The sequence below is a fragment of the Aquimarina besae genome, from assembly GCF_042434905.1.
GTDB lineage: Bacteria > Bacteroidota > Bacteroidia > Flavobacteriales > Flavobacteriaceae > Aquimarina.
This window is the reverse complement of sequence record NZ_CP170199.1, coordinates 557,081-582,492: the sequence shown is the minus strand read 5'-3', so window position 1 is coordinate 582,492 and position 25,412 is coordinate 557,081. Positions and strand designations below refer to the sequence as shown.

The window sequence follows — 25,412 nt, the reverse complement described above, 5'->3', positions numbered from 1 at the left end:
AGATTTACGCATTTAAAAAACAAAATAAAAGACAGTATTTTTTTCATTTTAAAAGCCTATATTTGCAGCCTGAAAAAAGGTCGTATTCGGTATAGCTGAAAAAGGGGTCTTTTTAAATAGTTAAATACTAAACATTAAATAGTTATATAATGTCTCAAGTTACGGGTAAAGTATCACAAATTGTAGGTCCGGTTATAGATGTAGCATTTGCTGCCGGTACTGAATTACCAAAAATTTACGATTCGTTAGAAATTAATAAAGCAGACGGTACCAAGTTGGTGTTAGAGATTCAATCTCACATTGGTGAAGATACTGTTCGTACCATCGCGATGGATTCCAGTGATGGGTTAAGCAGAGGAATGGAAGCTGTTTCTACAGGTTCAGCGATTCAGATGCCGATCGGTGGAGACGTATATGGACGTCTATTTAATGTAATTGGTGACGCAATTGATGGTCTTGGAAACCTTCCTAAATCAGGAGATAACGGTCTTCCTATTCACCGTCAGGCACCTAAATTTGAGGATTTATCAACTTCTACAGAAGTTTTATTTACTGGTATTAAAGTAATTGATCTTATTGAGCCATATGCAAAAGGAGGTAAAATTGGATTATTTGGTGGTGCTGGTGTAGGTAAAACAGTATTGATTCAGGAGTTGATCAACAATATTGCAAAAGGTCACGGTGGTCTTTCCGTATTCGCAGGAGTAGGAGAAAGAACTCGTGAAGGAAATGATTTACTTCGTGAGATGTTAGAGTCAGGAATTATCAAATATGGTGATGATTTTATGCATTCTATGGAAGAAGGAGGATGGGATCTTTCTAAAGTTGATAAAGAAGTAATGAAAGAATCTAAAGCTACTTTCGTATTCGGACAGATGAATGAGCCACCAGGAGCACGTGCAAGGGTTGCACTTTCTGGTCTTACGATTGCAGAATATTTCCGTGATGGTGCTGGAGATGGACAAGGAAAAGATGTACTTTTCTTCGTTGATAACATTTTCCGTTTTACCCAGGCAGGTTCTGAGGTATCGGCACTTCTAGGTCGTATGCCATCTGCGGTAGGATATCAACCTACGTTAGCAACAGAGATGGGTGTGATGCAGGAGCGTATTACTTCTACTAAGAAAGGATCTATTACATCAGTGCAGGCGGTTTATGTACCAGCAGATGATTTAACGGATCCAGCACCGGCAACAACCTTCGCACACTTGGATGCAACAACAGTATTATCTCGTAAAATTGCTGAGCTTGGTATTTATCCAGCGGTAGATCCACTAGATTCTACATCAAGAATTCTTACAGCTGATATCTTAGGAGATGATCACTATAACTGTGCTCAGCGAGTAAAAGAGTTATTACAGCGTTATAAGGAATTACAAGATATTATTGCAATACTTGGTATGGAAGAATTATCTGAAGATGATAAACTTGCAGTAGGACGTGCACGTCGTGTGCAGCGTTTCCTATCTCAGCCATTCCATGTTGCAGAGCAATTTACTGGTATTCCAGGGGTTTTAGTAGATATCAAAGAGACTATCAAAGGATTTAATATGATTATGGACGGTGAATTAGATCACTTACCAGAAGCAGCATTTAACCTTAAAGGTACCATTGAAGAAGCTATTGAAGCCGGAGAGAAAATGTTAGCTGAAGCATAAATAGTACTGAGAAGTTAGAAACAAGTAGTGAGATTAATTTGTACCTCATTATTATCTAAATACTAACTGCTCAATACTCAATACTTATAAAAATATGTATTTAGAAATAGTAACTCCAGAAGCAATTTTATTTAGTGGTGAAGTAACTTCTGTTGCTGTGCCCGGAGTAAATGGAGAGTTCCAGATGTTAGATAATCACGCACCTATCGTTTCTTTACTTGGTAAAGGAAATGTAAAGGTGTACGGTGATATGAATTTAGAAGAAGAAGTTGCTGAAAAATTCACGAAAGAGAATGGTGTAACATTACTTCCGATAAGTTCTGGAACAATTGAAATGAAAGATAATAAGGTGATTGTTTTAGCAGATTAATTCAATTGCTTATCACAAAAAAATCCCAAATTCTAATCAAGGAATTTGGGATTTTTTTTTGAAGAAACAAATAAAAGTCCAGCTGATATAAATTGCAATTAGGAACTTTGAAGTTTCTTAGAATGTTACATAACTTTACGGATTTAACTCCTTTTGCGTAGGGTTCATTAGGTTAAAATTGAACAAAAACTTCCTTTTTATATAAAATTATGTTAAACCATTATTAATAGATAAAACGTTTTATACATTTCGGTATAGACATAGCTCAACGTAATGATTAAGAACATAATTGTCCTATTTTTTTTCAGTTTTACAACATTGATTTTTGCTCAGAAACGATCTTTGGCTCATAAGGATTATGATCTCTGGAAAAATATTACAGACACCAAGATATCTCGCACCGGAAAACTGATAGTTTCTGTTATTGAAACCAGTACAAAAAGAGGAGATGGGTATATAGAAATTTATAATACCTCAAATAATAAAAAATTTAGTTTTTTTAATGGGTTCGACTCTTCGATCACAAATGACGAAAGTTTTGTGATTTTCAAGCGAAGACCCAAATATGAAAAGGTCAGAAAAGAGAGAAAGAAAAAAATAAAGAAAGAAAAACAGTCAAAAGATGATTTATTTATCTATGATGTAAAGAATAATAGAATATTTGATTCTATTATAAGAGTAAGTTCTTATAAAATTCCTGAAGCATCGGATGGTTGGTTAGTGATCGAGAAGTTTAAGAATAAGAAAACGCAAGAAAATGATAAAGAAAAGGACACTTTAAAAACAAAAGATACCGTCAAAACTAAATTAGGAAAGGCCTTTCAACAGAAATATGCACTCGTGTATGACCTGAGAACTGGAACAAAAGACACCATTTTTCAAATCAAGAATTTTGTTTTGTCTGAAAAAGGGGATAGATTTTATTATACTAAGAAAAACCAAAAGAAGAAAGAAAAAGATGTAGGAGTCTTTGAATATGATATAGTTTCCGGATCTAAGGTTGTCATTGATACCACAAAATATTTATATGATAAGTTATCCGTAGACAAAAAGGGGCTACAGTTTTGCTATATAGCGGCAAAAGATTCTACTCACGTGGATTCATTACAATTTGAGCTATTCTATTTTAAAGATAAAAAGCTTAAGACTCTGGTAGATACCAATGATAAAAACTTAAGGGAAAGTTGGGAATTGAGTCGTGGTGACAACCCTTTTTTTTCTGAAAGCGGCAATAGACTTTATTTTTATTCCAAGCCGAAAGCGACATACGAAAGAGATACTACATTGTTAGAAGATGAGATCCCGCAGGTAGATGTATGGAATTGGAAGGACAAAATGATTCAACCTGAGCAAAATTCTAAGTACGAAGAATCAAAAGATAAAGGGTATATTTCTTATTACAATACAGAAGATGAATCTGTAGTTCATCTGCAGGATGATCAACTCGATGAACTCATTTTTGATAAAAATAAAGAACAAAAATTGATAATAGGTGCATCAGGAAATCCTTATGAGATCAAACGTTCTTGGTATTTTCCTTGGACAAGAGATTATTATGTAATAGACACATACTCAGGTCAAAAACAATTAGCACTTACCAATGTGGCGTTAGATCCTATTTTATCTCCCGATGGTAGATATGCTGTGTATTATGATATATTCCAGAAGAACTGGTTTTCTCTGGAGCTAGCGAGTTTAAAAAAAACCAATCTTACCGGAAAACTAAAAGTCGCTTTTTATGATGAAGATGATGATCATCCTATGTTACCCTATCCATATGGTTTTGGAGGATTTGATAAGGATGGTAATACCTTACTTTTTGATAAGTTTGATATTTGGAAAGTGTCTCTTTCAGGAGAAATGAGACCTATTAATATTACGGCAAGCGGAAGAAAAAAAAATATAGAATATAGAACTCAAATGCTGGATGCAGAAAATCAGAACAACGCATCCTATAATAAAGATGAATTATTGATCTCAGGTTTTGATAAGATTAGTAAGGCTTCAGGATTATATGTATTAGAAAACAATAAATTAGTAGAAAAAATCAAACCGACTAAGTTTTATATAAATCGATATCAAAAAGCAAAAGAAGGAGAGCTTTTTACATTTCGAAAGCAAAACTTTAATACTTTTGAAGATTTACATTTTACAGATAACGGATTTGAAGCATCAACGCAAATTACGGATGTGAATCCTCAAAAAGAGGATTTTAAATGGGGATCTGCAGAACTTTTTAGCTGGAAAGCTTATGATGGTAAAAAACTGGAAGGCATTATTTATAAGCCAGAAGATTTTGATCCATCAAAAAAGTATCCTTTGATTACCTATTTCTATGAAAAAAGATCTGATAGTTACAGAAACTTTTATACTCCAAGACCTAGCGCATCTATTGTTAACCCTTCTTTCCTGGTAAGTAATGGTTATATTATGTTTGTACCGGATATTGTTTATGAGGACGGGAAACCGGGTCCCAGTGCATATAACTGTATTGTCTCAGGAGTTGAGGCGCTGGAAAAACTAGGATATATAGATAGCCAAAATATGGGTATCCAAGGTCAGAGCTGGGGAGGTTATCAGGTAGCTTATCTGGTAACGGTAACTAATAAGTTTAAAGCAGCTATGGCCGGAGCTCCGGTTAGTAATATGACCTCGGCGTATGGTGGGATTCGATGGAAATCTGGACTGAGCAGAGCATTTCAATATGAGAGAACTCAAAGTAGAATCGGAAAAAATTTATGGGAAGGTTTTGATTTGTATATTGAAAACTCTCCGTTATTTGGAATTCCAAAAATAGAAACTCCGTTACTAATGATGCATAATGATAATGACGGCGCAGTTCCTTATTATCAAGGAATAGAAATGTTTATGGGTATGAGAAGATTGCAAAAACCAGCGTGGCTTTTGGTATATAATGATGAAGCTCATAATCTTAAAAAAGAAAAAAATCGACAGGATTTATCTATAAGGATGATGCAGTTCTTTGATCATTATTTAAAAGGAGAACCAGCACCAAAATGGATGACAAAAGGAGTGAATAGAGTAGATAAAGGAAAATATTTAGGTTATGATTTAGAAGAAACCCCTTCTGAAACATCAAAAATTATTCCCAGTTCCAACTAATCAAGTGCCACTCAATACCATCACTCTCATATGTTATTAAATTTTTAAAACCGATGGCTTTATGAGCTTTTAAAGAGCGCAAATTATTGGAAGCTACTTCTGTAATTAAGAGATCGTATTTTTCTTTTAATTCACTTTTCATTTTCTGGTAAAGACCCCGAAACACTCCTTGACCACGATACGCTTTATCGATACAAATTTGACCCATTACCAAATAAGTATCTTCTCTATTCAACTGTTGTGATATTTTCTGAAACATTGGTTTGAGTATTTCAATTTCACCAGCAAATTCTTTTGTCATACATAATGTATAGCCAACAACCTGATCATTGTCTTTTGCAATGATATGAGATTGTTGGTTATTCATGTTTTTCAGAACATCAAAATTGTGTCGCACAGTTACAAAACCTTCTGTTTCTTTTTCGGATACAGAAATAGATTCAGATAAATTCTTTTTCTGAAGTGCTAAAATTTCAAGTAATTCCTCGTTTCTGGAAACAGTTGTGTAGTGAGTCATTGTATCTCTTTTGATAAAAATAATATTTTGTAACTATTTTATAGTGGATGCATTTCACCGAGTTCATTGATTATATAAAATATATTCTCTTGTTTTAAAAGACCATATACTAATCCTTTTTTTATGGATTTGGGATGTTTCAGATCGATAGCAATTACTTTATTGTTATACATTTGTTGTATCGATTTAACAGGAGTATGTCCAACGACAATATGGTCACTATCATAGTAAGTGGTTATGTAATCAAGCTCTGACTGTGGTAAATCGTCAGTAAAATATCCTCTGTACCAAAGTGGACCCGCATTTGCAGAAAACACTCCTTTTGCACGATTATTTTTAGCTATTTCTTTATTTGAAGCACCATAATAGGTGCGACTTAAATCATTTATTTCCTGTAGAGAGAAATTCTCATCAGCCAAGCGTTTACTCAAACCTCCGTGCACATAAACCGTATTTCCTATTTTTTCTACTGAATTTTTTGTGCGTAACCATCTGCCTAATTCTGTGTTTTCTCCATATAACATTTTTGTCGTCATATCAAGTGATAACGCAAGATCCTTATATTTGGTTTTAACATATCGATTGTCTCCACTTAAATTCATCATTTCATGATTTCCGATAATAAAATGAACCATTCCGCCGTTTTCTTTGGCCTGTCGCTCTAAGTCATAGAGTAGCCATAGGGATTGTGTAACATTTTTACCTCGATCAAAAAAGTCACCAACCAGCACCAGATGGCCTTTTCCAAAAATCCATTCATAATGTGTGTTCATAACACCGCTACCTACGAGAAACTTTTTTAGTGCGTAGAAATTACCTTCAATATCAGAAATAGCTGCTAGTTTTTCCGGTTCTGTATAGCTGGTTTTAGGAATGTCCAGAGTCTCTTGTAATTGAACTGTAAATTGCTCTTTGTCGTTATTATCAACGGTAACCTTGATAGATTGTTTTTTGTTTGGTATGTATCGTTTCTTTATTTCAAACAGGCTATTATTCTCTTCAACGGTAATGCTTTGTATACTATCATTTTTATAGAAAACATAAGGGCCGTCAACACTTAATTTTATTTTGTATTCAAGGTTTAAAACTGCAAAAATTTCCTTCGAGTTTTGTTCTTTGGCAAAATCCAGAATCGTGTGCTCATCGTCCAGTTTTAAATGAACGTCACCACCTAATTCTATAAGTTTTCTAAGACCTTCGGCATTTTCGTACTTAATGGCATAGGTCAAAGCATTTGCTCTGCTTTTATTCTGAAGATTTACTTTGGCTCCTTTAGAAATCAAAAACGGAATTAGATCGTTTCTGGAATATTTTGCAGCATACATCAAAGGAGATTTTCTTCCTTTATTAAACTCATTGATATCAGCTCCTTGATCCAAAAGATACTCAATAAGCTTTTGATCGGCATTCACTTTTATGGCATATGCTAATAACGGATAACCATGGTAGTTTTTGTTTATCTCGTTTCCTGCAGATAAGAATTTCTGTACAGATTTGATATCGCTATTAGCAATTGCTTCTTGTATGAGAGAAGGTTTATGAGAGCAGGATATTTGTATGATAATTACTAAAATGTATAGTGCTTTTTTCATCGGTTTAATTTTTAAAATATGACAAAGGAATTATTTGTCAAGCCTTTTAATAAGCTCAACAGAATTAGGATTAGAAACTTTTAAGTAGTAATAGTATCCTAATTATCGAAATGATTGAGGATTGTCAATTATTGAATCGAAACAAGATAGTCAATTAGCTCTTGCTGTTCATACTTTTTTGCATAATCCATAGCAGTATGACCTCTTTTGTTTTTTGCGTTGACTTTTGCTCCATTTTCTATAAGTTTTTTAGCAAAATCGATCTTTCCATACTTAGTGGCATACATTAATGGAGATTTACCTGTACAATTAGTTTCAGTATTTACACCTTTATCCAATAATAATTGAAAACAACCAGTACTGTTTGTTTTGATCGCTAAAGAAAGTAAACAATAAGAGGTATCAGATCTTTGGAAACAACTGTCGATAGTATCCAGGTTGATCATTTTTTCTAATTTAACAACATTGTCATTTTTGATAGTGGTATATAATTCTTTTGTAAGTTCTTGAGAGAACATTGATGCGCTAAATAATAAACTTAGTAATAAGATAATTGATTTCATTTGATTGATTTTATAGTGATTGTTTAAAATAATTATGATTGATACTCTAAAATATCAGAGGGTTGACATTCTAAAGCTTCGCAAATTGCTTCTAACGTAGAGAATCGAATGGCTTTAGCTTTTCCTGATTTTAGGATGGAGAGGTTAGCAGTAGTGATGCCTATTTTTTCGGCCAAATCTTTACTTTTCATCTTGCGTTTAGCTAGCATTACATCAAGGTTTACGATTATTGGCATAATTTATATAGTTAATTCGTTTTCTTCTTGTAATGTAAATCCCATCTTAAATATGGTTGCAATAAACCCAGCAAATATGGCGAGGCCTATGTGTAATAATCCAGAAATAATATCCTCAAGATCAATTTTGTATTGAATTAAAAATCCAACTATGATATATAACCCCGGTAAAATAAAATTCAAAATAGTAAACCATCTCAAATACTTAATAGCTATTTCCGTAAAGAGTTTTTCACCACTAAATGTTTTGAAGATCAGCGATAGCAGAAAGAAAAAAACAGAATAAAAAATAAAGAAGCATATAATTGCCATAAAAGTAGAGGCATCATAATCTCCTTTTAAAATTGAATCGGTAAAGGGAATTTCAATTTGAAATTCGTTTTCATTAATTATAATGAAATTATTGGTAAGCAAAGAAATGACAATAAATAGCAGAAAAACTATATATCCATATGTTGCAATACGAGTACAATAAAATAATACTGATGACACCGATTTTTTTCCAAACATTTTTAGTTTCATAGTTATACAGTTAATTCATTTTCAAATTGAATTTCAACACCTCTTTTAAAAATGAATACGATTACAAATACGATTCCGGCCATAAAGAGAAATTCAGCGCTTCCCCAATCTAGTCTAAATTCAGCGCCTTTTTTTAATAGCCATTTACTATAATTATGAGCAAGGTAGGCTAATAGGCCTGTGTATAATGAAATGTAGCCAATAGAAGAAATTAATTTTGAAATTGTATTGGTAAAAGGTTTGTCAAAATTGATTTTTGAAAAAATCTTAATGACCAGATAAAATAGATAAGCTTTCATCCCAGCGATAGCAATGAGAAATGATAGAATTGAAGCATAGTAGTTTACAGAAAAGTCATAAAGACTCGATAAATCCAAACCTAAATATAGATTTTGCGTAGCTTCTTTATTGATAAAAAGACTGATAATACCAGAAAAAAGAATAGCTCCTAACTTGATACATAAACCAAGAAATATAATCCAGGACACGATTTTCATTAGATTTAAAACTTGTTTTGTTTCCATATTATTATTGTTTTACGATAACAAATATATAAAAATTATTGAAAAACAATAATTTTTTATTTAAAAAAGATATTAATTTGTTGTTTTACAACTGTGATAACTGTTTAGAAGAGCATCATAATAGTATCATTTTATTGTATTTTTACAGTATGAATGGTTTTCCAAAAAAACTTCAAAAAAAACTTGAGAATAGAAAAGAGAATAATGCATTACGGAAACTTCCGGAGCAAAATGATTTGATAGATTTTGCCACAAATGATTATATAGGTTTTTCTGGTTCCAAGGTAATTTTTGATAATGCGCATAAGACATTAGAAGAAAAAGGAATGTACCAAAACGGTGCTACGGGATCTCGTTTACTTTCGGGAAATCACGAGTTATATTCTAATACAGAAGAGATATTAGCAAATTTTCATAACGTAGAGTCGGCATTGATATTTAATTCTGGATACGATGCTAATGTTGGTTTTTTTTCATCAGTACCACAAAGAGGAGATATTATCTTTTATGATGAGCTTATTCATGCTTCTATACGAGATGGAATTACAATAAGCAAAGCCAAATCATATAAGTTTGCTCATAATGACATAGAGGATCTAAAAAAAAGGCTTCTACAAGCTCTGCCCGACAATGAAAGTCACTCTGAGCTTATCGAAGTGTATATAGTCACCGAGTCAGTGTTTTCTATGGATGGAGATATTCCTGATCTAAAAGCTTTCGCTAAATTATGTAAAGAAAATAACTATCATTTTATAGTAGATGAAGCACACGCAACAGGAGTTTTTGGCAATCAAGGTGTAGGTCTCATACAGGAATTAGAATTAGAAGACGATGTGTTTGCACGGATACACACATTCGGAAAAGCATTAGGTTGTCACGGAGCTTTAATTCTGGGATCTAACCAACTTAAAAGTTACCTGGTTAATTTTGCCAGAAGCTTTATCTATACTACGGGATTACCGCCACATTCTTTGGCTACTATAGAAGTTGCGTATAAAGAACTAGAAACAACTTTAGAAATTGAAAAGCTTCACAAGAATATTCGTTTTTTTAACCAGAAGATAGCTAGTACACACCTAAAACCTCTCTTCATCCAGAGCGATTCTGCAATTCATTGCTGTATTATTTCCAGAAATGAAAAGGTAAAAAAAATTGCGTTACAAATACAGGAGAAAGGTTTTGATGTAAAACCCATTCTTTCGCCTACAGTTCCTGAGGGTAAAGAACGATTGCGTTTCTGTTTACATTCGTATAATACAAAAGAAGAGATAGCAGAAGTTTTGGAGTTGTTAGCTACCTTTGTTCAAAATTAAAGAGAGACACAATTATTTCTGATAGGGCTATGGCAAATTCGAAAAAAATATTTATCACAGGAATCGGAACGGATGTAGGTAAAACAGTAGCTTCGGCAATTGTAGTTGAGGCGTTACAAGCTGATTATTTTAAACCCGTTCAGGCTGGAGATTTATCTTATTCTGATACGCATAAAGTAAAGGAATTAGTGAGTAATACTAATTCCAAATTTCATCCCAACAGTTATGCACTAGAAACACCAATGAGTCCTCACGCGGCTGCAGAAATTGATGGAATTACCATTGATATTGATACTATTAAGATTCCAAAAACTAAAAATGATATTGTTGTTGAAGGAGCAGGAGGATTATTAGTCCCTCTAAATGAGGAAGATACTATTTTAGAACTTATAGACGCGGATTGTAAAGTGATTGTAGTTTCTAGGCATTATTTAGGAAGTATTAATCACACATTGATGACAGTAAAGTTGTTACAAGAGAAAGGATTTGATCCTGTAATTATTTTTAGTGGAGATGAGCATCCAACTACCGAAAGCATTATCAAAAAAATGACAGGATCCAAAGTAATTGGTAGAATCGATAATGAACCTTATTTCGATACTATGGTAGTAAAAGAATATGCAGAATTGTTCAGAGATAGATTAGAGGAATTATGAGTCTAAAAGAAAGAGATAAAAAACATATTTGGCACCCACTTACACAACATAAAATTCATCCGGATTCTTTACCAATTGTAAAAGCAGAAGGAGCTTTATTATTCGATGATGAGGGAAAAGAATATATAGACGGAATCGCTTCTTGGTACACTGCAATGTACGGGCATTGTAATCCATATATTATAGAAAAGGTGAATGAGCAAATGCGTAAGCTGGATCAGATTGTTTTTGCTGGTTTTACGCATGAACCAGCGATTCGTCTTTCTGAAGAATTGATCAAAATATTACCGGATAATCAAGAAAAAATATTCTTCTCTGATAATGGCTCTACAGCAAATGAGGTTGGAATTAAAATGGCATTGCAATACCATTTTAATAAAGGCGAAAAAAGAAATACGATTATTGCTTTTAATGATGGTTTCCATGGAGATACTTTTGGAGCCATGTCTGCATCAGGGTTATCAGTGTATAACGGTCCTTTCGAAGATTTTTTTATTGATGTACAAAGAATCCCTACACCAAATAAGGATAATTTTGATGAGGTTATGAAACAGCTTCAGAAGATTATTAATTCATACAATGTAGCTGCTTTTATCTACGAACCACTTGTTCAGGGAGCTAATGCAATGCATATGTTCGAAGCAGAATTTCTTAATGAAATCCTTCAGATTTGTGCTGCTAACAACATCATTACCATTGCCGATGAGGTAATGACGGGTTTTGGTAAGACCGGAACAAACTTTGCTTCAGAATATGTAGTGACTAAACCGGATATTATCTCTATGTCCAAAGCATTAACAGCTGGTTTTGTACCAATGGCCGTAACAAGCTGCACACAAGAAATCTATGATGCTTTTCTGGATGATTCTGTTGGTAAAGCCTTTTTTCACGCTCACACCTATTCTGCAAATCCGATAGCCTGTTCTGTGGCAATTGCCGGAATTGAACTTCTAGGCTCAGAAGAAATACAGAAAAATATTCAAACGATTATTAAATCTCATCAGGATTTTGATACTAAAATCAAAAATCATCCTAAAGTAAAAACCACCCGTCAGCAAGGAGTAATTTATGCTTTAGATTTAGATATTGAAATGGATCGTTATGGAAAGAAAAGATATGAAATCTTCGATCACTTCATGCAAAACGGAGTTTGTCTTCGTCCATTAGGGAAAACAATTTATATACTACCACCTTATGTTATTACCAAAAATCAGTTAGATAAAATTTATAATACTATTATAGAATTACTGGAGGTTGTTTAAGGAATGTTTCAGTTTTTGTTTTGACCTTCTCCCCATAATAAATCAACAGTTTCATTATTTTCTTTCAGTATAACATAAAGCTCAGAATAGGTCCAGGTGTCATTTTGTTTAGTACCTAAAATATATATTCTGGCTTCTCCATCAGGACCTTTAATCGGGATAGAAATATCCACAGAACCCTCGTCATTTTCAAATTTTAAGCTACCGCTCATAAGTCCATTGGTTTCTATAGGCTCACCTAACATTTGGACAACATATTCATCTTGTTGTGCTTTAGTGAGTCCATCTTGATACGGCGCGGAGTTTGTAAAGGCTTTAGAAACACCAAATATAACCGATCCTAAGAAGACAAAAAATATGATAATTAAAGTAAGGCAACCTCCTACCGGCACTACCCAAGGCCAATTTCTGCTAAACCAACTTTTTTGACGCGTATGTTCTTCCATTATAATTTATATTAATTTAGGTTGTTTCTATTTTACATGTCTGTAAGCGATCATCTTTGTTACAATTTAGGTGTTTATAATTTAAACAAAAAAAATAGTAATCAGTTGAACAAAGGTCAACAAACCCCTACATTTGCTGAAAAATTAAGTGTTGCAAAACCCTGTATCCATAACCGGAATTTCATCTATTTCTCCTCTTGGAATTTCTTCTGAAGAGATTTGGAGTTTATATAAAGAATCATCCCATAAAATCACTTTTGAAGATTTTACGGGCAGTCCGACTCCTATTGCGAAACTAAATTTGGAGGCTAAACGAGAAATTGAAAAGCTCAAAGAAGAGAATTCGCAGTATGTATCTTTGGACGACTCTGTCTTATTTGCACTGTTTGCTGCAAGAAACGCAATAAAAGAGGCAAACTGGGAAGATGATTTTAATTTTGGGATTAATGTTGGGTCTTCAAGAGGAGCAACTGGTCTATTTGAACAATATCACAAAGAGTTTTTGCAAACCAATCAATCTTCCACCTTAAGTTCTCCAACCACTACTTTGGGAAATATATCCTCTTGGATTGCGCAGGATCTAAGATCAAAAGGTCCGGATATTAGTCATTCTATTACGTGTTCTACCGCATTACACGCTGTGCTTAACGGTATAGCCTGGCTTCAATCTGGTCTAAGTGATAAGTTTTTGGTGGGCGGAAGCGAAGCTCCATTGACTCCATTTACGATCGCCCAGATGAAAGCTTTAAAAATTTATGCTTTAGGAAAAGTTTCGCCTTATCCTTGTCAGGCGATGAACATGAATAAAACCAGAAACTCTATGTTTCTGGGAGAAGGAGCAGGTGTCGCTTGTCTAGAAAATGGAATCAAACAAAATGCATTAGCACTTATCACAGGAATTGGTTACGCTACTGAGTCATTAACACATAATATATCTATATCTACAGATGCCATTTGTTTTCAGAGATCCATGAAAATGGCTATAGGAAATTATAATACCAACGAAATTGATGCTATCGTCTTGCACGCTCCTGGAACGATTAAAGGAGATAGGGCAGAATATACTGCAATTCAAAAAGTTTTTGGAGACAATACTCCGGCAATGACTACAAATAAGTGGAAAATTGGACACACTTTTGGAGCCAGTGGGATTCTGAGTATGGAACTAGCAATACTTATGATGAAACATCAGGAATTTATTCCTGTTCCTTTTATTGAACATATCAAAACACCTAAAAAACTAAATAAGATCTTGGTAAATGCTGTGGGGTTTGGAGGGAATGCTGTTAGTGTTTTATTGGAATCACCATCAACCCTTAATCCAAATAGAAAGTAGATTGTTATTAAAACTATCGAATTTGATAAAGCTAATTTGTGTTTTTTGATTTTAAACGATTACTTTTGAAAATTCACATACCATTAATTTATGAGCGTTATTAGACACGATTGGACATCTCAGGAAATACTTGATATCTATAATAAACCATTAATGGAGTTGCTATATCAAGCGGCAACAGTTCATAGAGAATATCACGATCCCAACACAGTACAGGTTTCAACCTTATTATCTATTAAGACAGGAGGATGTCCTGAAGATTGTGGATACTGTCCGCAAGCTGCAAGATACCATACCGATATAGAAGGGAATGATTTGATGAGTGTACAGCAAGTAAAGGCACAAGCACTGCGTGCTAAAGCTTCTGGGAGCTCCAGAGTATGTATGGGAGCCGCCTGGCGTAATGTAAAAGACGGTCCTGAGTTTGATAATGTATTGGAAATGGTAAGAACGATCAATAAATTGGAAATGGAAGTGTGTTGTACGCTAGGTATGATTACCGAGAATCAGGCACAGCGACTGGCAGAAGCCGGATTATATGCTTACAATCATAATTTAGATACTTCAGAAGAGTATTACAAGGAAGTCATTTCTACCAGAGGATATGAAGATCGTCTACAAACTATTGATAATGTACGTAAAACAAATGTAACAGTTTGTAGTGGAGGTATCATCGGAATGGGAGAAAAGCCTGAAGATCGTGCTGGTATGTTGGTAGCTTTGGCAAAATTAAATCCACAACCAGAATCTGTGCCTATTAATGCATTGGTAGCTGTAGATGGAACTCCTATGGAAGATCAGAAACCTGTAGAGATTTGGGATATGATCAGGATGGTTGCCACAACAAGGATTGTGATGCCGCAGACGCAGGTAAGACTGTCGGCGGGAAGAACAGAAATGACTAGAGAAGGACAGGCAATGTGTTTTTTCGCAGGAGCGAATTCAATTTTTGCAGGAGACAAATTGTTAACTACTCCTAATCCAGATGTAAACGAGGATATGGAAATGTTTAAAACGCTTGGGCTGAATCCGCAAAAGCCATTTGTCAAAAAAGCGCAACCAGAAACTGTAGAAGCAGAGAACTCAAAGTTTGAAGCCAAAGGAGAAAAGCCGAAATGGTCCAGACCGGATCACGTCATTGAAAAAAATGAACTTGCAAAACAAAAAAGTAAAGAAGCTTTACTAAATAAGTAGTTTTAGAATTATTTTATAGTTTGTGGGATTACATTTAGAACAAATACCGAGAGTAAAAACGATAACTAAAGAAGAGTTTTTGAAGAATTACTTTATTCCTCAAAAACCTGTTGTTATTGAACAATTAATCGAAGATTGGCCGGCTTATACGAAATGGAATTTGGATTACATCAATGAAGTAGCCGGCGATAAGCAAGTTCCATTATTTGATGATCGGCCTATAAATTCTAAATTTAAATTTAACGAGCCCCATACAAGCATGAAAATGAGTGAGTATGTGGATTTGTTGAAGCAGAAACCCACCAATTATAGAATTTTCTTATATAATTTATTAAAAGAAGTACCAGCACTTCAGGAAGATTTTAAGTATCCAAAAATCGGATTAAAGTTTCTTAAGAAAATGCCTTTCTTGTTTTTTGGAGGTGGAGGTTCTAAAGTGTTCATGCATTATGATATAGATCTAGCGAACATATTTCATTTTCATTTTCACGGAGAAAAGCAATGCATTCTTTTCCCTCCTTCTGAGACAAAATATCTATATAAGGTTCCTTACGCACTGATCGCCCATCAACAAATAGATTTCTCCAATCCCGATTTAGAAAAGTGGCCTGCATTAAAAAAAGCAAAGGGTTATGTAACTCATCTTACACATGGAGAGACATTATATATGCCCGAAGGATATTGGCATCATATGACGTATGTAACTCCTGGATTTTCTATGAGTATTCGATCTGTCCCTAAAAAATTTGGCCATTTTATGCAAGCGACATATAATGTTTTCATTATGAGGCATTTTGATAATTTCATGCGCAAGCGAAAGGGTCAAAAATGGATGGAATATAAAAATGATCTGGCGATAAAGAGAACTAATAAAAAAAGTTGATTGTTATTAGTAAGTTATTGGAGATAAAAGGTATTTAAGAATGAATTAATTCATAAGCCTTCTCAAAAATCAATTGGTTTTCCCAGCCTCGATATAATAGATAATCAATTAGTTTTTTTCTTTTCTGCATAAATAATAATATAGAATGTCAGTTTAAATTTTATTAATTAGATAAATATAAAAATATCGAATGCCTATTATATAATTCTCAAGTGTAGTACCTGGAAAGTTTTGGTTATCTGATTTTAAGCCTAGTTGACTTCAGTTTAACTATTTTTTTGATTTAGATATGGCATCTGCCATTACCAATGCATTATAGGCGTTAACCACGCGACCAGATTTAGATAACGACGAGAACGGTACCATTTTTTTTGAATCATCTACGGTGATCTCTACATCTATATTATATAAGGTGCCTGATTTCATTAAAATATTTTTAACCTCTGTTGCTGATAGATTTGGATAATAGGATCGTATCAATCCGGCTACTCCAGAAACGATTCCGGCTGCTAATGAGGTTCCGCTGTCTAGTTTATATTCATTATTTGGCAGTGTTGTATAAATCTTATGACCAGGAGCAAAGAGATCTACATCGGTTTTACCATAATTGGAAAAATATGGTAATAAGCCAGAATTCAATTGATTACCGATCGCTCCTATAAGCATAAAAGTATCAGAGAATTCTTTTCCATTATCATCATTGTCATTGGGATAATAATGATTCTCTTTTTCTAAATCTAATGAGCCGTTTCCAGCAGATGATACTATTAGAACGTCATGCTCGGCTGCATAACGAAGGGCATCATAAACCCATTCTTTATGTAACGAAAAGTTTTTTCCGAAACTCATGTTAATCACTTTAGCCCCATTATCCACTGCATATCGAATCCCTAAAGCGATGTCTTTATCATGTTCATCTCCTAGTGGTGAAATACAGACTGGCATGATTTTATTATAATTAGAAATACCATCTATTCCTAAATTGTTATCTCTAGTTGCTGCAATTAACCCTGCAACTCTTGTACTATGTGTTAATTGGTCAATATCTGAGAATACATTATTATTACCATACTCTATATCTCTCAAATTAGATGGATCATCTCTTAAAATTCTTCTTTCGTCGTACTCTATATTAAGATGTTTTTTTATTCTTCTTTTCCTGTTTTTTAAAATATCTTGTAAAGAAGATTCTGTAAATTCGTGTCTTACAAAGAAAGACATACTTTCTACATAAGGTTTTAAACCGTTTCCAGTAGTATCTATGTTTTTCAATGTTTCTAATGTAAATTTACCCTCAGGTACATAAGCGCTTAATTTTATTTTGGATTCATTATATTTATTAATAGAATTCTCTGCAGTAATTAATTTACGCTTAGCTTGTTCTTGTTCTTTTTCGTAGAGTGACATTGCTCTATGAAATTCTACATATTCCTTTGAAAAAGTATCAATAGAATCCTTGTTAAATTTCTTTCTATTTGCTTTTATATACCTAACATAGGCATAATGTGCACTAACCATATTTTCACCTTCCTTATTTCCAAGAAAATTCCATCCTTGGGTATCATCTACATAACCATTGCCGTCGTCATCTACATTATTATTCGGGATTTCTAAAGTATTTTGCCAAATTTGTGATTTTAGATCCTCGTGATTGATATCAATACGACTATCTAATAGTGCAATAATTACATCATTACCTGATTTATCTGAAAGCAAATCCCTATACGCTTTATCCAGACTTATACCTGGTATGGTATCTTCTATAACATCCTTATGCTGCCATTTTCTAGCCGTACTTTCTAAAAGTGTATTTCTTCTGTCTTTCGTAACAACAACGTTATCAAAAAAAAGATGTCCATTAGTATGTTTAGCGCAATTGCTGAAAAGTAATATTACAGTAAATAAATAAAAAGACCTATGATTCATAGTATAATAAAGGTTAATTAAAAAGGATTATCTTTATAATAATCCTTTTTAATTTTATCTTTTAGTTTAAGCCAAATGATGTATTCCAATTAGTTGGTCGTCAGGATCTCCTCCACCTTTATGCCAGCAATCAGGATCCAGACGATCATTAGAATATGGAGGGTCAGGAAGTATTGTTTCTCCATCATCTCCTCCACCACCTCTGATATAGCTCATTTTTTCTAGTTTGGCAATTTTTAATTTGTTTAGTGTTAATTTTTTACGACTTTCTTTTTTCATCTTATTTAAGTTTTTATGCGTGATGGTTACAAATGTAAAAGAATACTTTGGTAAAAAGTTAGTTGTAATATAAGTAACGGTCTATATTCATAAATACACAGTTTTTTTAAAAAGTAAATATTTAATAATCAACAATTTAGATTTAATTTCTTTTTTCAAGCTGTTTAATAAAACTTGAAGGTTTAATCTCTGTTTTCTTATAAAATGCCTTCGAAAATGATTCTGGATTATTAAATCCTACCTCTTCGGAAATAGCTTTTATCGAATACTTTCTAAACATTTTTTCTGTTTTTAACCGATCAATAGTATATTCTAACCTAAGATCATTAATATAACTACCAAAACTTTTTTCTTTATAGAAATTAACCATTTTAGATAGATAATTGGTATTGGTTTGGAGTTGTTTTGCCAAACTGTTTAGAGAGATTGAATTATCCAAATAGCCTTTATTAATTTCGAATTGTTTTAGACCTTCCATAATATGATCCTGAATATCTTTGGAGATAGAGAGTTGATCATTTTCTGAAGTATCCAGTTTCGGTGGTATATTTTGCGATTGTATATATTTATTAAATTTATCCCGAATAGTCTTTTGTTTCTTATAGTTTGCATAGAATATAATGCCAAAAACAACTAATACTATTAAAAGACTAATCGCCCAGTATTTGTTTTTGCTTTTTAATTTATTGATAATACTGTCTCTTTCCTTAATCAATTTTGGTGTATCATACTCCTTATTTAATTTTCTACTTAGATATTCATAATTACTTTTTAAAAGACTATCTATTTGTAACAACTTTTCGATATACACCAATTGCTGTTTTTGATTCCCTTTTTCGCGATAATTGTTGATCAATATTTCGTAGCCAATACGTAACTCTGGATGCAAATCATTTATTTCCTGATATATAGTATCTACTTTTTTTAGATAGATTTCTGATTGATTTGTATCATCTAATTGATTGTATATTTTTCCCAAGAAATGATAGCCCATTGCTTCATTGGATTTATCTGGTATTTCTCTTATATAAGGAAGTGATCTTTGTATATAATCTAAAGCTTTGTTGTAATTATTTTTATCATATTGATTAGCTCCTTCATTTAAAAGAAAATAATTATACCACTGTTCTGATTCTTTAGATAATGCTATTTTTAATCCTTTTTCATTGTAAAAAGATGCAGAATCTAATTCTTTCAGATGTCTAAATGTATCTGCTATGGCATAGACTGAACCTAAATAATTCTTGTGATTATCAGAAACCGTTAAGTAATCATTAGAACATTGTTTAAAAATAGCTAATGCTTCATTATAATATCCCAGTCTTGTCTTAATTAATCCTATTTTAAAATTGTTTTCTATAATCAGGTTTTTATCATCTGTTTTATCTATGTAGGAGTTTGCTTTAATACAGTTATCCAAAGCTTTTTTAAAATCACGTTTATCATAATAATATTGGGATTTCATAAGATATGTTCGTAATGTAAATCCTTTTAAATTTCCTGACTTAGTATACTCGATAATACTATCAAAATATTGAATTCTGACTTCATCTGTATTTAAATACGCCAAATAATGAAACCCCTTCACTATATTCTCTAGCTTATCTTCTTTTTTTGCTTTAGTAAGGTAACAAGAAGCATAAAAGGCAGCTATATCTATATTTTTTTTCTCTTCAACAATAGATGAGGCTAACTCTTTATATGTTTTATTTTGTAACGAATCCGGAATTACAAATGCTTTAGTTTGTTGACTAAATAATGACAAACAACAAAAACAGCCACTTATCAGAAGTAACTTCTTCATTAAAGAACACTTGGAAATCAATAGCTTATAAAGAGTTCTATTTATAGGGGTGGTCATATCTATTTTATCTACAACTAGTTAATGTAGGTTTATAGCTAATTGTTACCCATATCAGGGGTATATCGGGCTCGTCAAATATAATCAATTTGGTTTAAGTTATCATTAAGATATATAATTTTACAAATTATTGATTTTTAAATACTTAAAAAGAAACACCGTACACAATATTCATAAATAACAGGTAGACCATTTATGAATCTCGAGTTACTGTCCTTGCACTACTCCTCTTTCTCGCTCTATATTTGAATTGATCAAAAAAAGTTACGTAACAAGAGGCCGATACCGAAAAGCCTTTTAAACAGAGTAGGTAAAATTATAAAGTTTTATATAAATGAAAAATTCAATTTTAATCACATTAGCAATGGTATTATTCGCAGGAACAGTAACTGCAAATACGATGAATACCGAGAATACATATATTGTTTCAGACAACGATATCATACTAAGCATCGATTTAGGTGATATCACTAATGCTACTGCAGAAGAACTAACTGCCAGAATCAATGATTTTATTAATGAGAACCTAGCTGATTTAGATGATGAACTAACTTGTAAAGTTACGGCTACAGGGACTATTGGAGTAGGGATTGCAAGTATAGAGATTTCTGTAGAAGTAAGTGGACCTTGTTCTGAAATCAGAAATGGTGGACAAGAAATTGCAAACCAGATCTTACAAGAGATCAAAGATGCACTTAAATAAAAGCTCTGTATAAACAGGAGGTCTTTATAAAGACCTCCTGTTTACCCTTCATAATGATTCTATAATATTAAACCTGCATACTATGTATAAATATATAATATCACTAGTTTTTATCTGTCTCGTTTGTAGTGTTAAGTCCCAAACGAATTATCAGTTTCAGATCACCTATGAAATGTCTCTTAACTTTAATAATTATGATCGGTACAAATGCAATTTGTTCTTTGATAAAGAAAAATCGTTTTTTAGCTATAGCTCCATCAATTCACAAGATTACGATATAGAACAGGATCAAGATGATGATCAAAGTTATACTTTTAAGGTTAGCGATACATCACGTTATTTTATAAAAACTAATAAAGTATCAAAATCTATCGTTCAGCTAGAAAAAGGGTTTGGTGAAGATGATTTCTACATTGTAGAAGAAGGTTTGCCTAAAATTTCTTGGAACATCACTTCAGAAACCAAAGACATTGATTCCTACGGGTGTATTAAAGCAACTGCACAATATAGAGGCAGAGACTATATTGTTTGGTTCACGACCGATTTTCCTGGGTATTTTGGCCCTTGGAAACTTCACGGGCTACCAGGTATCATTCTAGAAGCTCACGATCTGACTCAAGAGGTACAGATTTATGCTACTAAAATTACGAAAAACAATCTCCCGGTGAACGATACTGTAGATCAGGACTATTTAAAAATTAATAGACAAGATTATCAAATCCGATTAAATAGTTTTATAGATGACTTGGGTAAAAGAATGGCTACCAAATTTGGTCGAGGGTATAGAGTACAAGTAAAAACACCAATAGTTAAGCATATCGAGATCTATGAAGATTAAATCCCTATTTCTGTTCTTTTTCTTCTGTCATTTTTATACTACTGCACAGTATAGCGTTAAGGGATCAATAAAAGATGCCGTAGATTTTTCGCCATTGATTAATATAAATGTGATCTTACAGGATACTATCTCATCTGCTCTCATCGCTTTTTCGTATACGGACAACAACGGAAATTTTGCATTAGAAACGGAACAATCAGGATTTTATCATCTTCAATTTTCTGCTCTTGGATATAAACAAAAAATAATTCCTATTACTATAGGGGAAGGAGCTTATCCCATACTAGATATTATAATGATGCCAGAGCCCTTAACATTGGGAGAGGTTGTAATAAAAACAGAACGAGCCATAATACAAAAAAAAGATACGGTGATTTTTAATGTGGCTTCTTTTATTAAAGGAAATGAACAAGTGGTAGAAGATGTCCTGAAAAATATACCGGGAATAAACATTGACTCAGAAGGAACCATCAAAGTAGGCTCCAGAGAAGTGGAAAAGGTAATGATCGAAGGTGATGATTTTTTTGAAAAAGGATACAAAATATTAACTAAAAATATGCCGGCAAACCCAATAGAGAAAGTGGAACTCCTGCAACACTACTCACACAACCGGCTTCTCAAAGACATAGAAGAAAGCGATAAAGTAGCGCTGAATCTTAAACTTAATGAGGAAGCCAAAAGAAAATGGTTTGGTAATACTGCTTTAGGATATGGATTGGCTTCAGAAAATCGGTATGAGGTACAATCAAATATTATGAATTTTGGTCAAAAGGATAAATATTATTTTTTAGGAAACTTAAATAATACTGGTTATGATGTAACTCAAGATCTTCAATACTTAATTGACCCTTCTTCCCAAAATGAATCTTCTAATATTGGAGATCATCAAAAAATTAGCCCTTTTTTTAGTTTTACAGGGGATATCCTTAATTTCAAAAAAGAGCGAACAAGTTTTAACAATGATGAGTTATTATCTATCAATACTATTTTCAATCCTACAAAAAAACTGAAAATAAAAACAATAGGGTTCCTAAATTGGTCAACTATTGATTTTTTTAGAAATAGTTCAGAAACTTTTAGTGCGAATGCCACTAATTTTACCAATACCGAAGATTTTGTTTTACAAAGTGATAAAAAACTGGGTTTTGTGAAAACTCATATAACCTATGATATCACTAAAAATAAAACACTACAATATATCTCTAGATATTCTGACAAGGATCAGTCCGACACCTCTAATTTAGACTTTAATCAAAATACAACACTCCAACACCTACAGAGTGATCGACAGTTATTGGATCAAAAAGTTATTTTTTCCAATAAATTTGGCAAAAAAGATATTCTATTGTTGACTTCCAGATATATTGACGAAAAATTATCACAGGAGTATGCTGTGGATAAATTCATATTTTCTGAGTTATTTGCCAGCAGTGATAACATTGATAATATAACTCAAACGATTAAATCTAAAATGCAATTTGCTGGAATAGAAGCACATCTGTTACAACGTAAGCGAAATAATAATTTGCTAGAAGTAAAATTAGGAAATAAATATAGAAAAGATCAACTTAAAAGTGCGTTGCAACTACAAGAACAAACTTTCGTGCGATTAACTCCCGAAGAATATCAAAATGATATGGTTTATCATACTAACAATCTATATCTTGGTGCAAAGTATCGTGCAGAAATTGGGGACATCGGTTTGATGGGGAAACTAAATGTACATCAGTTATTTAACCATATAGAGACTACTTTGCTAACCAAAAAACAATCTCCATTTTTTATCAATCCATCCATAAGTTTTGATTGGCAGATTAATAAAAATAACAAAATCACGTCTTTATATGCATACAATAGGACTAATGCAGATATCATTCAGGTATATGATCGGTTCTTGCTCACCGGATTTAGAACATTTTCCAGGGGTACTGGAGAGTTTAACCAATTAGATGCTTCGATCTTTAGTTTTAACTATAACCTAGGAAGTTGGGGAGATCGTTTTTTTGCAAATACTTTTATTCTCTACACTAAAAACCACGATTTTTTTTCTACCAATACATTAATCACTCAAAACTTTAATCAATCAGAAAAAGTTTTAATAAAAAACAGAGAGCAACTTACTATCAACAGTAATATAGATCGATATTTCCGACCGATTTCTTCTAATCTAAAATTAAATTTAGGATATTCTGGATCTAACTATAAAAACATTATTAATGATTCTGATCTTAGAGAAGTTACCTCCAGAAGTTATACCTATGGATTAGAATTGCGTTCTGGATTCAAAGGTTTTTTTAATTATCATGTAGGCTCTAAGTGGACAACAAATAGTATTCAAGTCCAAACTACCAATTCATTTACTGACAACCTTAGTTTTATAGATCTGTCTTTTGTATTTAATGATCGTATAGACATAGAACTTAGGGGAGAGCGTTACTTCTTTGGTAACCTGGATACTAATAATAATGTATATAATTTTCTAGATTTTGATGCTCGTTATAGTATAAAGAAAAATACCTTAATGCTTTCCCTGCACGGTAAAAATTTACTAAACACCAAAAACTTCACTAATTTTTCATTAAGTGATACTGGAAGCCTTACCACCCAATATCGCTTACTACCCAGATATATTCTATTACAATTAGAGTTTAGGTTTTAGCTCTATTATATTGATTTATATAATTCAGAATATCAATTTCCATTTTTTCATTGGGAATAACTACGATATTACGGACGTCATTATGTAGTATTATATAAATATTGAGATATTACACTTGTAATTAGCTTAACGTCTACTTTTTATTTTGATCTGATTAAAATATTTAAGTAACAAGAGGTCGAAATCGAAAAGTCTTGTGACAGAGAAGCTTTACATTATATTAATATTTACAAAATGAAAGAAATACAAAACTTGAAGACATAAAATTAGATCAATTAAATCTTGTAAAAGATACATCCTCATCCCCAAAACCACGTTAAAGACTTTTTCAATTTACCAATTTATTTTAATACTTTATTTGTGTTTTCTTAAATAACAGAAATTACCTAAAAAAGGAACGGAAGTTATTAAATCTATATATTTTATCTTCATTTAGATTTAGCGAAACTTCTACAATCTGCTTTTTTGTTAGAATTTTCCGAAAATTCAGCAAATATCAAATAAAGAACTATAAAATCGATCTTTCGTTCAATAATTTATAGAAGTCTTTTAAAGATATTATTAGTTTTTTACTTTAAAGTACTAACGGTTTCGATCTAATTTTCTCTGTCTAAAAAAATACTTAACCATCTCCAAGAATATAGGTGCTATATCGGAAAAACTATTTCCAATATATTGTCTTCACCTCGTTATGATTAAATAATGTATACGTTGGTTATGTTATGAGTTTCTAAAATAAACTCCATTATAAACTATAAACGATAAATTTCTTATCGGTGTAGTTCAGTTTTTTATAAATAAATGGGCGATTTGACTTTTTCTACTTTAATCAAAGAATTATTTCAAATTTTTACAGAAAACTAAACTAAAAACTAAACATTTTTATGTAGTAAATGTATCATTTCACTCTTTTCATATAATATAGACAATCGCTAACATCGTTTTAAACCC

22 protein-coding genes are annotated in these 25,412 nt (G+C 32.5%); 12 read left to right on the top strand and 10 right to left on the bottom strand.

The window, feature by feature from the left end; all coding sequences use genetic code 11:
• The first annotated feature begins 149 nt into the window (after positions 1-149).
• From atpD to ACE94K_RS02595, 3 genes are all read left to right on the top strand, one after another.
• Positions 150-1,658 (top strand): F0F1 ATP synthase subunit beta, encoded by a 1,509-nt coding sequence (gene atpD, locus ACE94K_RS02605; RefSeq protein WP_378179529.1) that lies wholly within the window; start codon positions 150-152, stop codon positions 1,656-1,658.
• Between the two features lie 94 nt (positions 1,659-1,752).
• Positions 1,753-2,028 carry a F0F1 ATP synthase subunit epsilon gene (locus ACE94K_RS02600; protein WP_378179527.1) on the top strand — a complete coding sequence of 92 codons (276 nt, stop codon included), beginning with the start codon at positions 1,753-1,755 and terminating at the stop codon, positions 2,026-2,028.
• A 273-nt stretch (positions 2,029-2,301) separates the two neighbouring features.
• Positions 2,302-5,151 (top strand): alpha/beta hydrolase family protein, encoded by a 2,850-nt coding sequence (locus ACE94K_RS02595; RefSeq protein ID WP_378179525.1) that lies wholly within the window; start codon positions 2,302-2,304, stop codon positions 5,149-5,151.
• Here the strand turns inward: ACE94K_RS02595 and ACE94K_RS02590 are convergent.
• The 6 genes from ACE94K_RS02590 to ACE94K_RS02565 all read right to left on the bottom strand — a co-directional run bounded on the left by ACE94K_RS02590 (position 5,132) and on the right by ACE94K_RS02565 (position 9,105).
• Entirely contained in the window at positions 5,132-5,668 is a 537-nt protein-coding gene (locus ACE94K_RS02590; protein WP_378179523.1) for a GNAT family N-acetyltransferase, read from the bottom strand. The genes ACE94K_RS02595 and ACE94K_RS02590 overlap by 20 nt on opposite strands.
• A 38-nt stretch (positions 5,669-5,706) precedes the next feature.
• Positions 5,707-7,260, bottom strand: coding sequence for an ankyrin repeat domain-containing protein (locus ACE94K_RS02585; RefSeq protein WP_378179521.1), 1,554 nt, complete (start codon positions 7,258-7,260; stop codon positions 5,707-5,709).
• Positions 7,261-7,388: 128 nt separating this feature from the next.
• Positions 7,389-7,823, bottom strand: a complete 435-nt coding sequence (locus tag ACE94K_RS02580) for an ankyrin repeat domain-containing protein (protein ID WP_378179519.1) — start codon at positions 7,821-7,823, stop codon at positions 7,389-7,391.
• A 32-nt stretch (positions 7,824-7,855) separates the two neighbouring features.
• Positions 7,856-8,059, bottom strand: a complete 204-nt coding sequence (locus ACE94K_RS02575) for a helix-turn-helix domain-containing protein (RefSeq protein ID WP_378179517.1) — start codon at positions 8,057-8,059, stop codon at positions 7,856-7,858.
• 3 nt (positions 8,060-8,062) lie between these two features.
• Complete coding sequence (locus ACE94K_RS02570) at positions 8,063-8,581, bottom strand: hypothetical protein (protein ID WP_378179515.1); 519 nt, start codon at positions 8,579-8,581, stop codon at positions 8,063-8,065.
• A 2-nt stretch (positions 8,582-8,583) separates the two neighbouring features.
• Positions 8,584-9,105 carry a DUF2975 domain-containing protein gene (locus ACE94K_RS02565; RefSeq protein WP_378179513.1) on the bottom strand — a complete coding sequence of 174 codons (522 nt, stop codon included), beginning with the start codon at positions 9,103-9,105 and terminating at the stop codon, positions 8,584-8,586.
• A 149-nt stretch (positions 9,106-9,254) separates the two neighbouring features.
• Here ACE94K_RS02565 and ACE94K_RS02560 point away from each other — a divergent pair, with 149 nt between their 5' ends.
• The 3 genes from ACE94K_RS02560 to bioA are packed head-to-tail and all read left to right on the top strand — an operon-like array spanning position 9,255 to position 12,336.
• Positions 9,255-10,418: an aminotransferase class I/II-fold pyridoxal phosphate-dependent enzyme gene (locus tag ACE94K_RS02560; protein WP_378184198.1), complete on the top strand. Its 1,164-nt coding sequence runs from the start codon at positions 9,255-9,257 to the stop codon at positions 10,416-10,418.
• A 29-nt stretch (positions 10,419-10,447) separates the two neighbouring features.
• Positions 10,448-11,074, top strand: coding sequence for a dethiobiotin synthase (bioD, locus tag ACE94K_RS02555; RefSeq protein ID WP_378179511.1), 627 nt, complete (start codon positions 10,448-10,450; stop codon positions 11,072-11,074).
• On the top strand, positions 11,071-12,336 hold the full coding sequence (gene bioA / locus ACE94K_RS02550) for an adenosylmethionine--8-amino-7-oxononanoate transaminase (protein WP_378179509.1): 1,266 nt from the start codon (positions 11,071-11,073) through the stop codon (positions 12,334-12,336). The genes bioD and bioA overlap by 4 nt, the downstream gene beginning before the upstream one ends.
• 8 nt (positions 12,337-12,344) lie before the next feature.
• On the opposite strand, the gene ACE94K_RS02545 is transcribed toward bioA, so the two are convergent.
• Complete coding sequence (locus tag ACE94K_RS02545) at positions 12,345-12,782, bottom strand: cytochrome c oxidase assembly factor Coa1 family protein (RefSeq protein WP_378179507.1); 438 nt, start codon at positions 12,780-12,782, stop codon at positions 12,345-12,347.
• Between the two features lie 151 nt (positions 12,783-12,933).
• On the opposite strand from ACE94K_RS02545, the gene ACE94K_RS02540 reads away from it, so the two are divergent.
• The 3 genes from ACE94K_RS02540 to ACE94K_RS02530 all read left to right on the top strand — a co-directional run bounded on the left by ACE94K_RS02540 (position 12,934) and on the right by ACE94K_RS02530 (position 16,195).
• Positions 12,934-14,118, top strand: coding sequence for a beta-ketoacyl synthase N-terminal-like domain-containing protein (locus ACE94K_RS02540; RefSeq protein WP_378179505.1), 1,185 nt, complete (start codon positions 12,934-12,936; stop codon positions 14,116-14,118).
• Between the two features lie 90 nt (positions 14,119-14,208).
• Positions 14,209-15,312, top strand: a complete 1,104-nt coding sequence (gene bioB, locus ACE94K_RS02535; protein ID WP_378179503.1) for a biotin synthase BioB — start codon at positions 14,209-14,211, stop codon at positions 15,310-15,312.
• Between the two features lie 22 nt (positions 15,313-15,334).
• On the top strand, positions 15,335-16,195 hold the full coding sequence (locus ACE94K_RS02530; protein ID WP_378179501.1) for a cupin-like domain-containing protein: 861 nt from the start codon (positions 15,335-15,337) through the stop codon (positions 16,193-16,195).
• A gap of 270 nt (positions 16,196-16,465) precedes the next feature.
• Here the strand turns inward: ACE94K_RS02530 and ACE94K_RS02525 are convergent, their stop codons facing one another.
• The 3 genes from ACE94K_RS02525 to ACE94K_RS02515 all read right to left on the bottom strand — a co-directional run bounded on the left by ACE94K_RS02525 (position 16,466) and on the right by ACE94K_RS02515 (position 20,204).
• Entirely contained in the window at positions 16,466-18,121 is a 1,656-nt protein-coding gene (locus tag ACE94K_RS02525; protein WP_378179499.1) for a S8 family peptidase, read from the bottom strand.
• Positions 18,122-18,187: 66 nt separating this feature from the next.
• Positions 18,188-18,400: a hypothetical protein gene (locus ACE94K_RS02520; protein WP_378179497.1), complete on the bottom strand. Its 213-nt coding sequence runs from the start codon at positions 18,398-18,400 to the stop codon at positions 18,188-18,190.
• A 142-nt stretch (positions 18,401-18,542) separates the two neighbouring features.
• A complete protein-coding gene (locus ACE94K_RS02515; RefSeq protein ID WP_378179495.1) occupies positions 18,543-20,204 on the bottom strand; it encodes a helix-turn-helix domain-containing protein in 1,662 nt (553 codons plus the stop codon).
• Between the two features lie 391 nt (positions 20,205-20,595).
• Here ACE94K_RS02515 and ACE94K_RS02510 point away from each other — a divergent pair, with 391 nt between their 5' ends.
• The 3 genes from ACE94K_RS02510 to ACE94K_RS02500 all read left to right on the top strand — a co-directional run bounded on the left by ACE94K_RS02510 (position 20,596) and on the right by ACE94K_RS02500 (position 24,461).
• A complete protein-coding gene (locus tag ACE94K_RS02510; RefSeq protein ID WP_378179493.1) occupies positions 20,596-20,964 on the top strand; it encodes a hypothetical protein in 369 nt (122 codons plus the stop codon).
• A gap of 82 nt (positions 20,965-21,046) precedes the next feature.
• Positions 21,047-21,802 (top strand): GLPGLI family protein, encoded by a 756-nt coding sequence (locus ACE94K_RS02505; protein WP_378179491.1) that lies wholly within the window; start codon positions 21,047-21,049, stop codon positions 21,800-21,802.
• Positions 21,792-24,461 carry a carboxypeptidase-like regulatory domain-containing protein gene (locus tag ACE94K_RS02500; protein WP_378179489.1) on the top strand — a complete coding sequence of 890 codons (2,670 nt, stop codon included), beginning with the start codon at positions 21,792-21,794 and terminating at the stop codon, positions 24,459-24,461. The genes ACE94K_RS02505 and ACE94K_RS02500 overlap by 11 nt, the downstream gene beginning before the upstream one ends.
• Positions 24,462-25,412 lie beyond the last annotated feature (951 nt).

What these genes read in the sequence shown, in the direction of transcription:
- ACE94K_RS02520 (WP_378179497.1), bottom strand. Translation starts at nt 18,400, where the DNA reads ATGAAAAAAGAAAGTCGTAAAAAATTAACACTAAACAAATTAAAAATT.
- ACE94K_RS02590 (WP_378179523.1), bottom strand. Translation starts at nt 5,668, where the DNA reads ATGACTCACTACACAACTGTTTCCAGAAACGAGGAATTACTTGAAATT.
- ACE94K_RS02570 (WP_378179515.1), bottom strand. Translation starts at nt 8,581, where the DNA reads ATGAAACTAAAAATGTTTGGAAAAAAATCGGTGTCATCAGTATTATTT.
- bioB (WP_378179503.1), top strand. Translation starts at nt 14,209, where the DNA reads ATGAGCGTTATTAGACACGATTGGACATCTCAGGAAATACTTGATATC.
- ACE94K_RS02585 (WP_378179521.1), bottom strand. Translation starts at nt 7,260, where the DNA reads ATGAAAAAAGCACTATACATTTTAGTAATTATCATACAAATATCCTGC.
- ACE94K_RS02565 (WP_378179513.1), bottom strand. Translation starts at nt 9,105, where the DNA reads ATGGAAACAAAACAAGTTTTAAATCTAATGAAAATCGTGTCCTGGATT.
- ACE94K_RS02500 (WP_378179489.1), top strand. Translation starts at nt 21,792, where the DNA reads ATGAAGATTAAATCCCTATTTCTGTTCTTTTTCTTCTGTCATTTTTAT.
- ACE94K_RS02515 (WP_378179495.1), bottom strand. Translation starts at nt 20,204, where the DNA reads ATGAAGAAGTTACTTCTGATAAGTGGCTGTTTTTGTTGTTTGTCATTA.
- ACE94K_RS02560 (WP_378184198.1), top strand. Translation starts at nt 9,255, where the DNA reads ATGAATGGTTTTCCAAAAAAACTTCAAAAAAAACTTGAGAATAGAAAA.
- ACE94K_RS02600 (WP_378179527.1), top strand. Translation starts at nt 1,753, where the DNA reads ATGTATTTAGAAATAGTAACTCCAGAAGCAATTTTATTTAGTGGTGAA.
- ACE94K_RS02525 (WP_378179499.1), bottom strand. Translation starts at nt 18,121, where the DNA reads ATGAATCATAGGTCTTTTTATTTATTTACTGTAATATTACTTTTCAGC.
- ACE94K_RS02505 (WP_378179491.1), top strand. Translation starts at nt 21,047, where the DNA reads ATGTATAAATATATAATATCACTAGTTTTTATCTGTCTCGTTTGTAGT.
- ACE94K_RS02510 (WP_378179493.1), top strand. Translation starts at nt 20,596, where the DNA reads ATGAAAAATTCAATTTTAATCACATTAGCAATGGTATTATTCGCAGGA.
- atpD (WP_378179529.1), top strand. Translation starts at nt 150, where the DNA reads ATGTCTCAAGTTACGGGTAAAGTATCACAAATTGTAGGTCCGGTTATA.
- bioA (WP_378179509.1), top strand. Translation starts at nt 11,071, where the DNA reads ATGAGTCTAAAAGAAAGAGATAAAAAACATATTTGGCACCCACTTACA.
- ACE94K_RS02545 (WP_378179507.1), bottom strand. Translation starts at nt 12,782, where the DNA reads ATGGAAGAACATACGCGTCAAAAAAGTTGGTTTAGCAGAAATTGGCCT.
- bioD (WP_378179511.1), top strand. Translation starts at nt 10,448, where the DNA reads ATGGCAAATTCGAAAAAAATATTTATCACAGGAATCGGAACGGATGTA.
- ACE94K_RS02580 (WP_378179519.1), bottom strand. Translation starts at nt 7,823, where the DNA reads ATGAAATCAATTATCTTATTACTAAGTTTATTATTTAGCGCATCAATG.
- ACE94K_RS02595 (WP_378179525.1), top strand. Translation starts at nt 2,302, where the DNA reads ATGATTAAGAACATAATTGTCCTATTTTTTTTCAGTTTTACAACATTG.
- ACE94K_RS02575 (WP_378179517.1), bottom strand. Translation starts at nt 8,059, where the DNA reads ATGCCAATAATCGTAAACCTTGATGTAATGCTAGCTAAACGCAAGATG.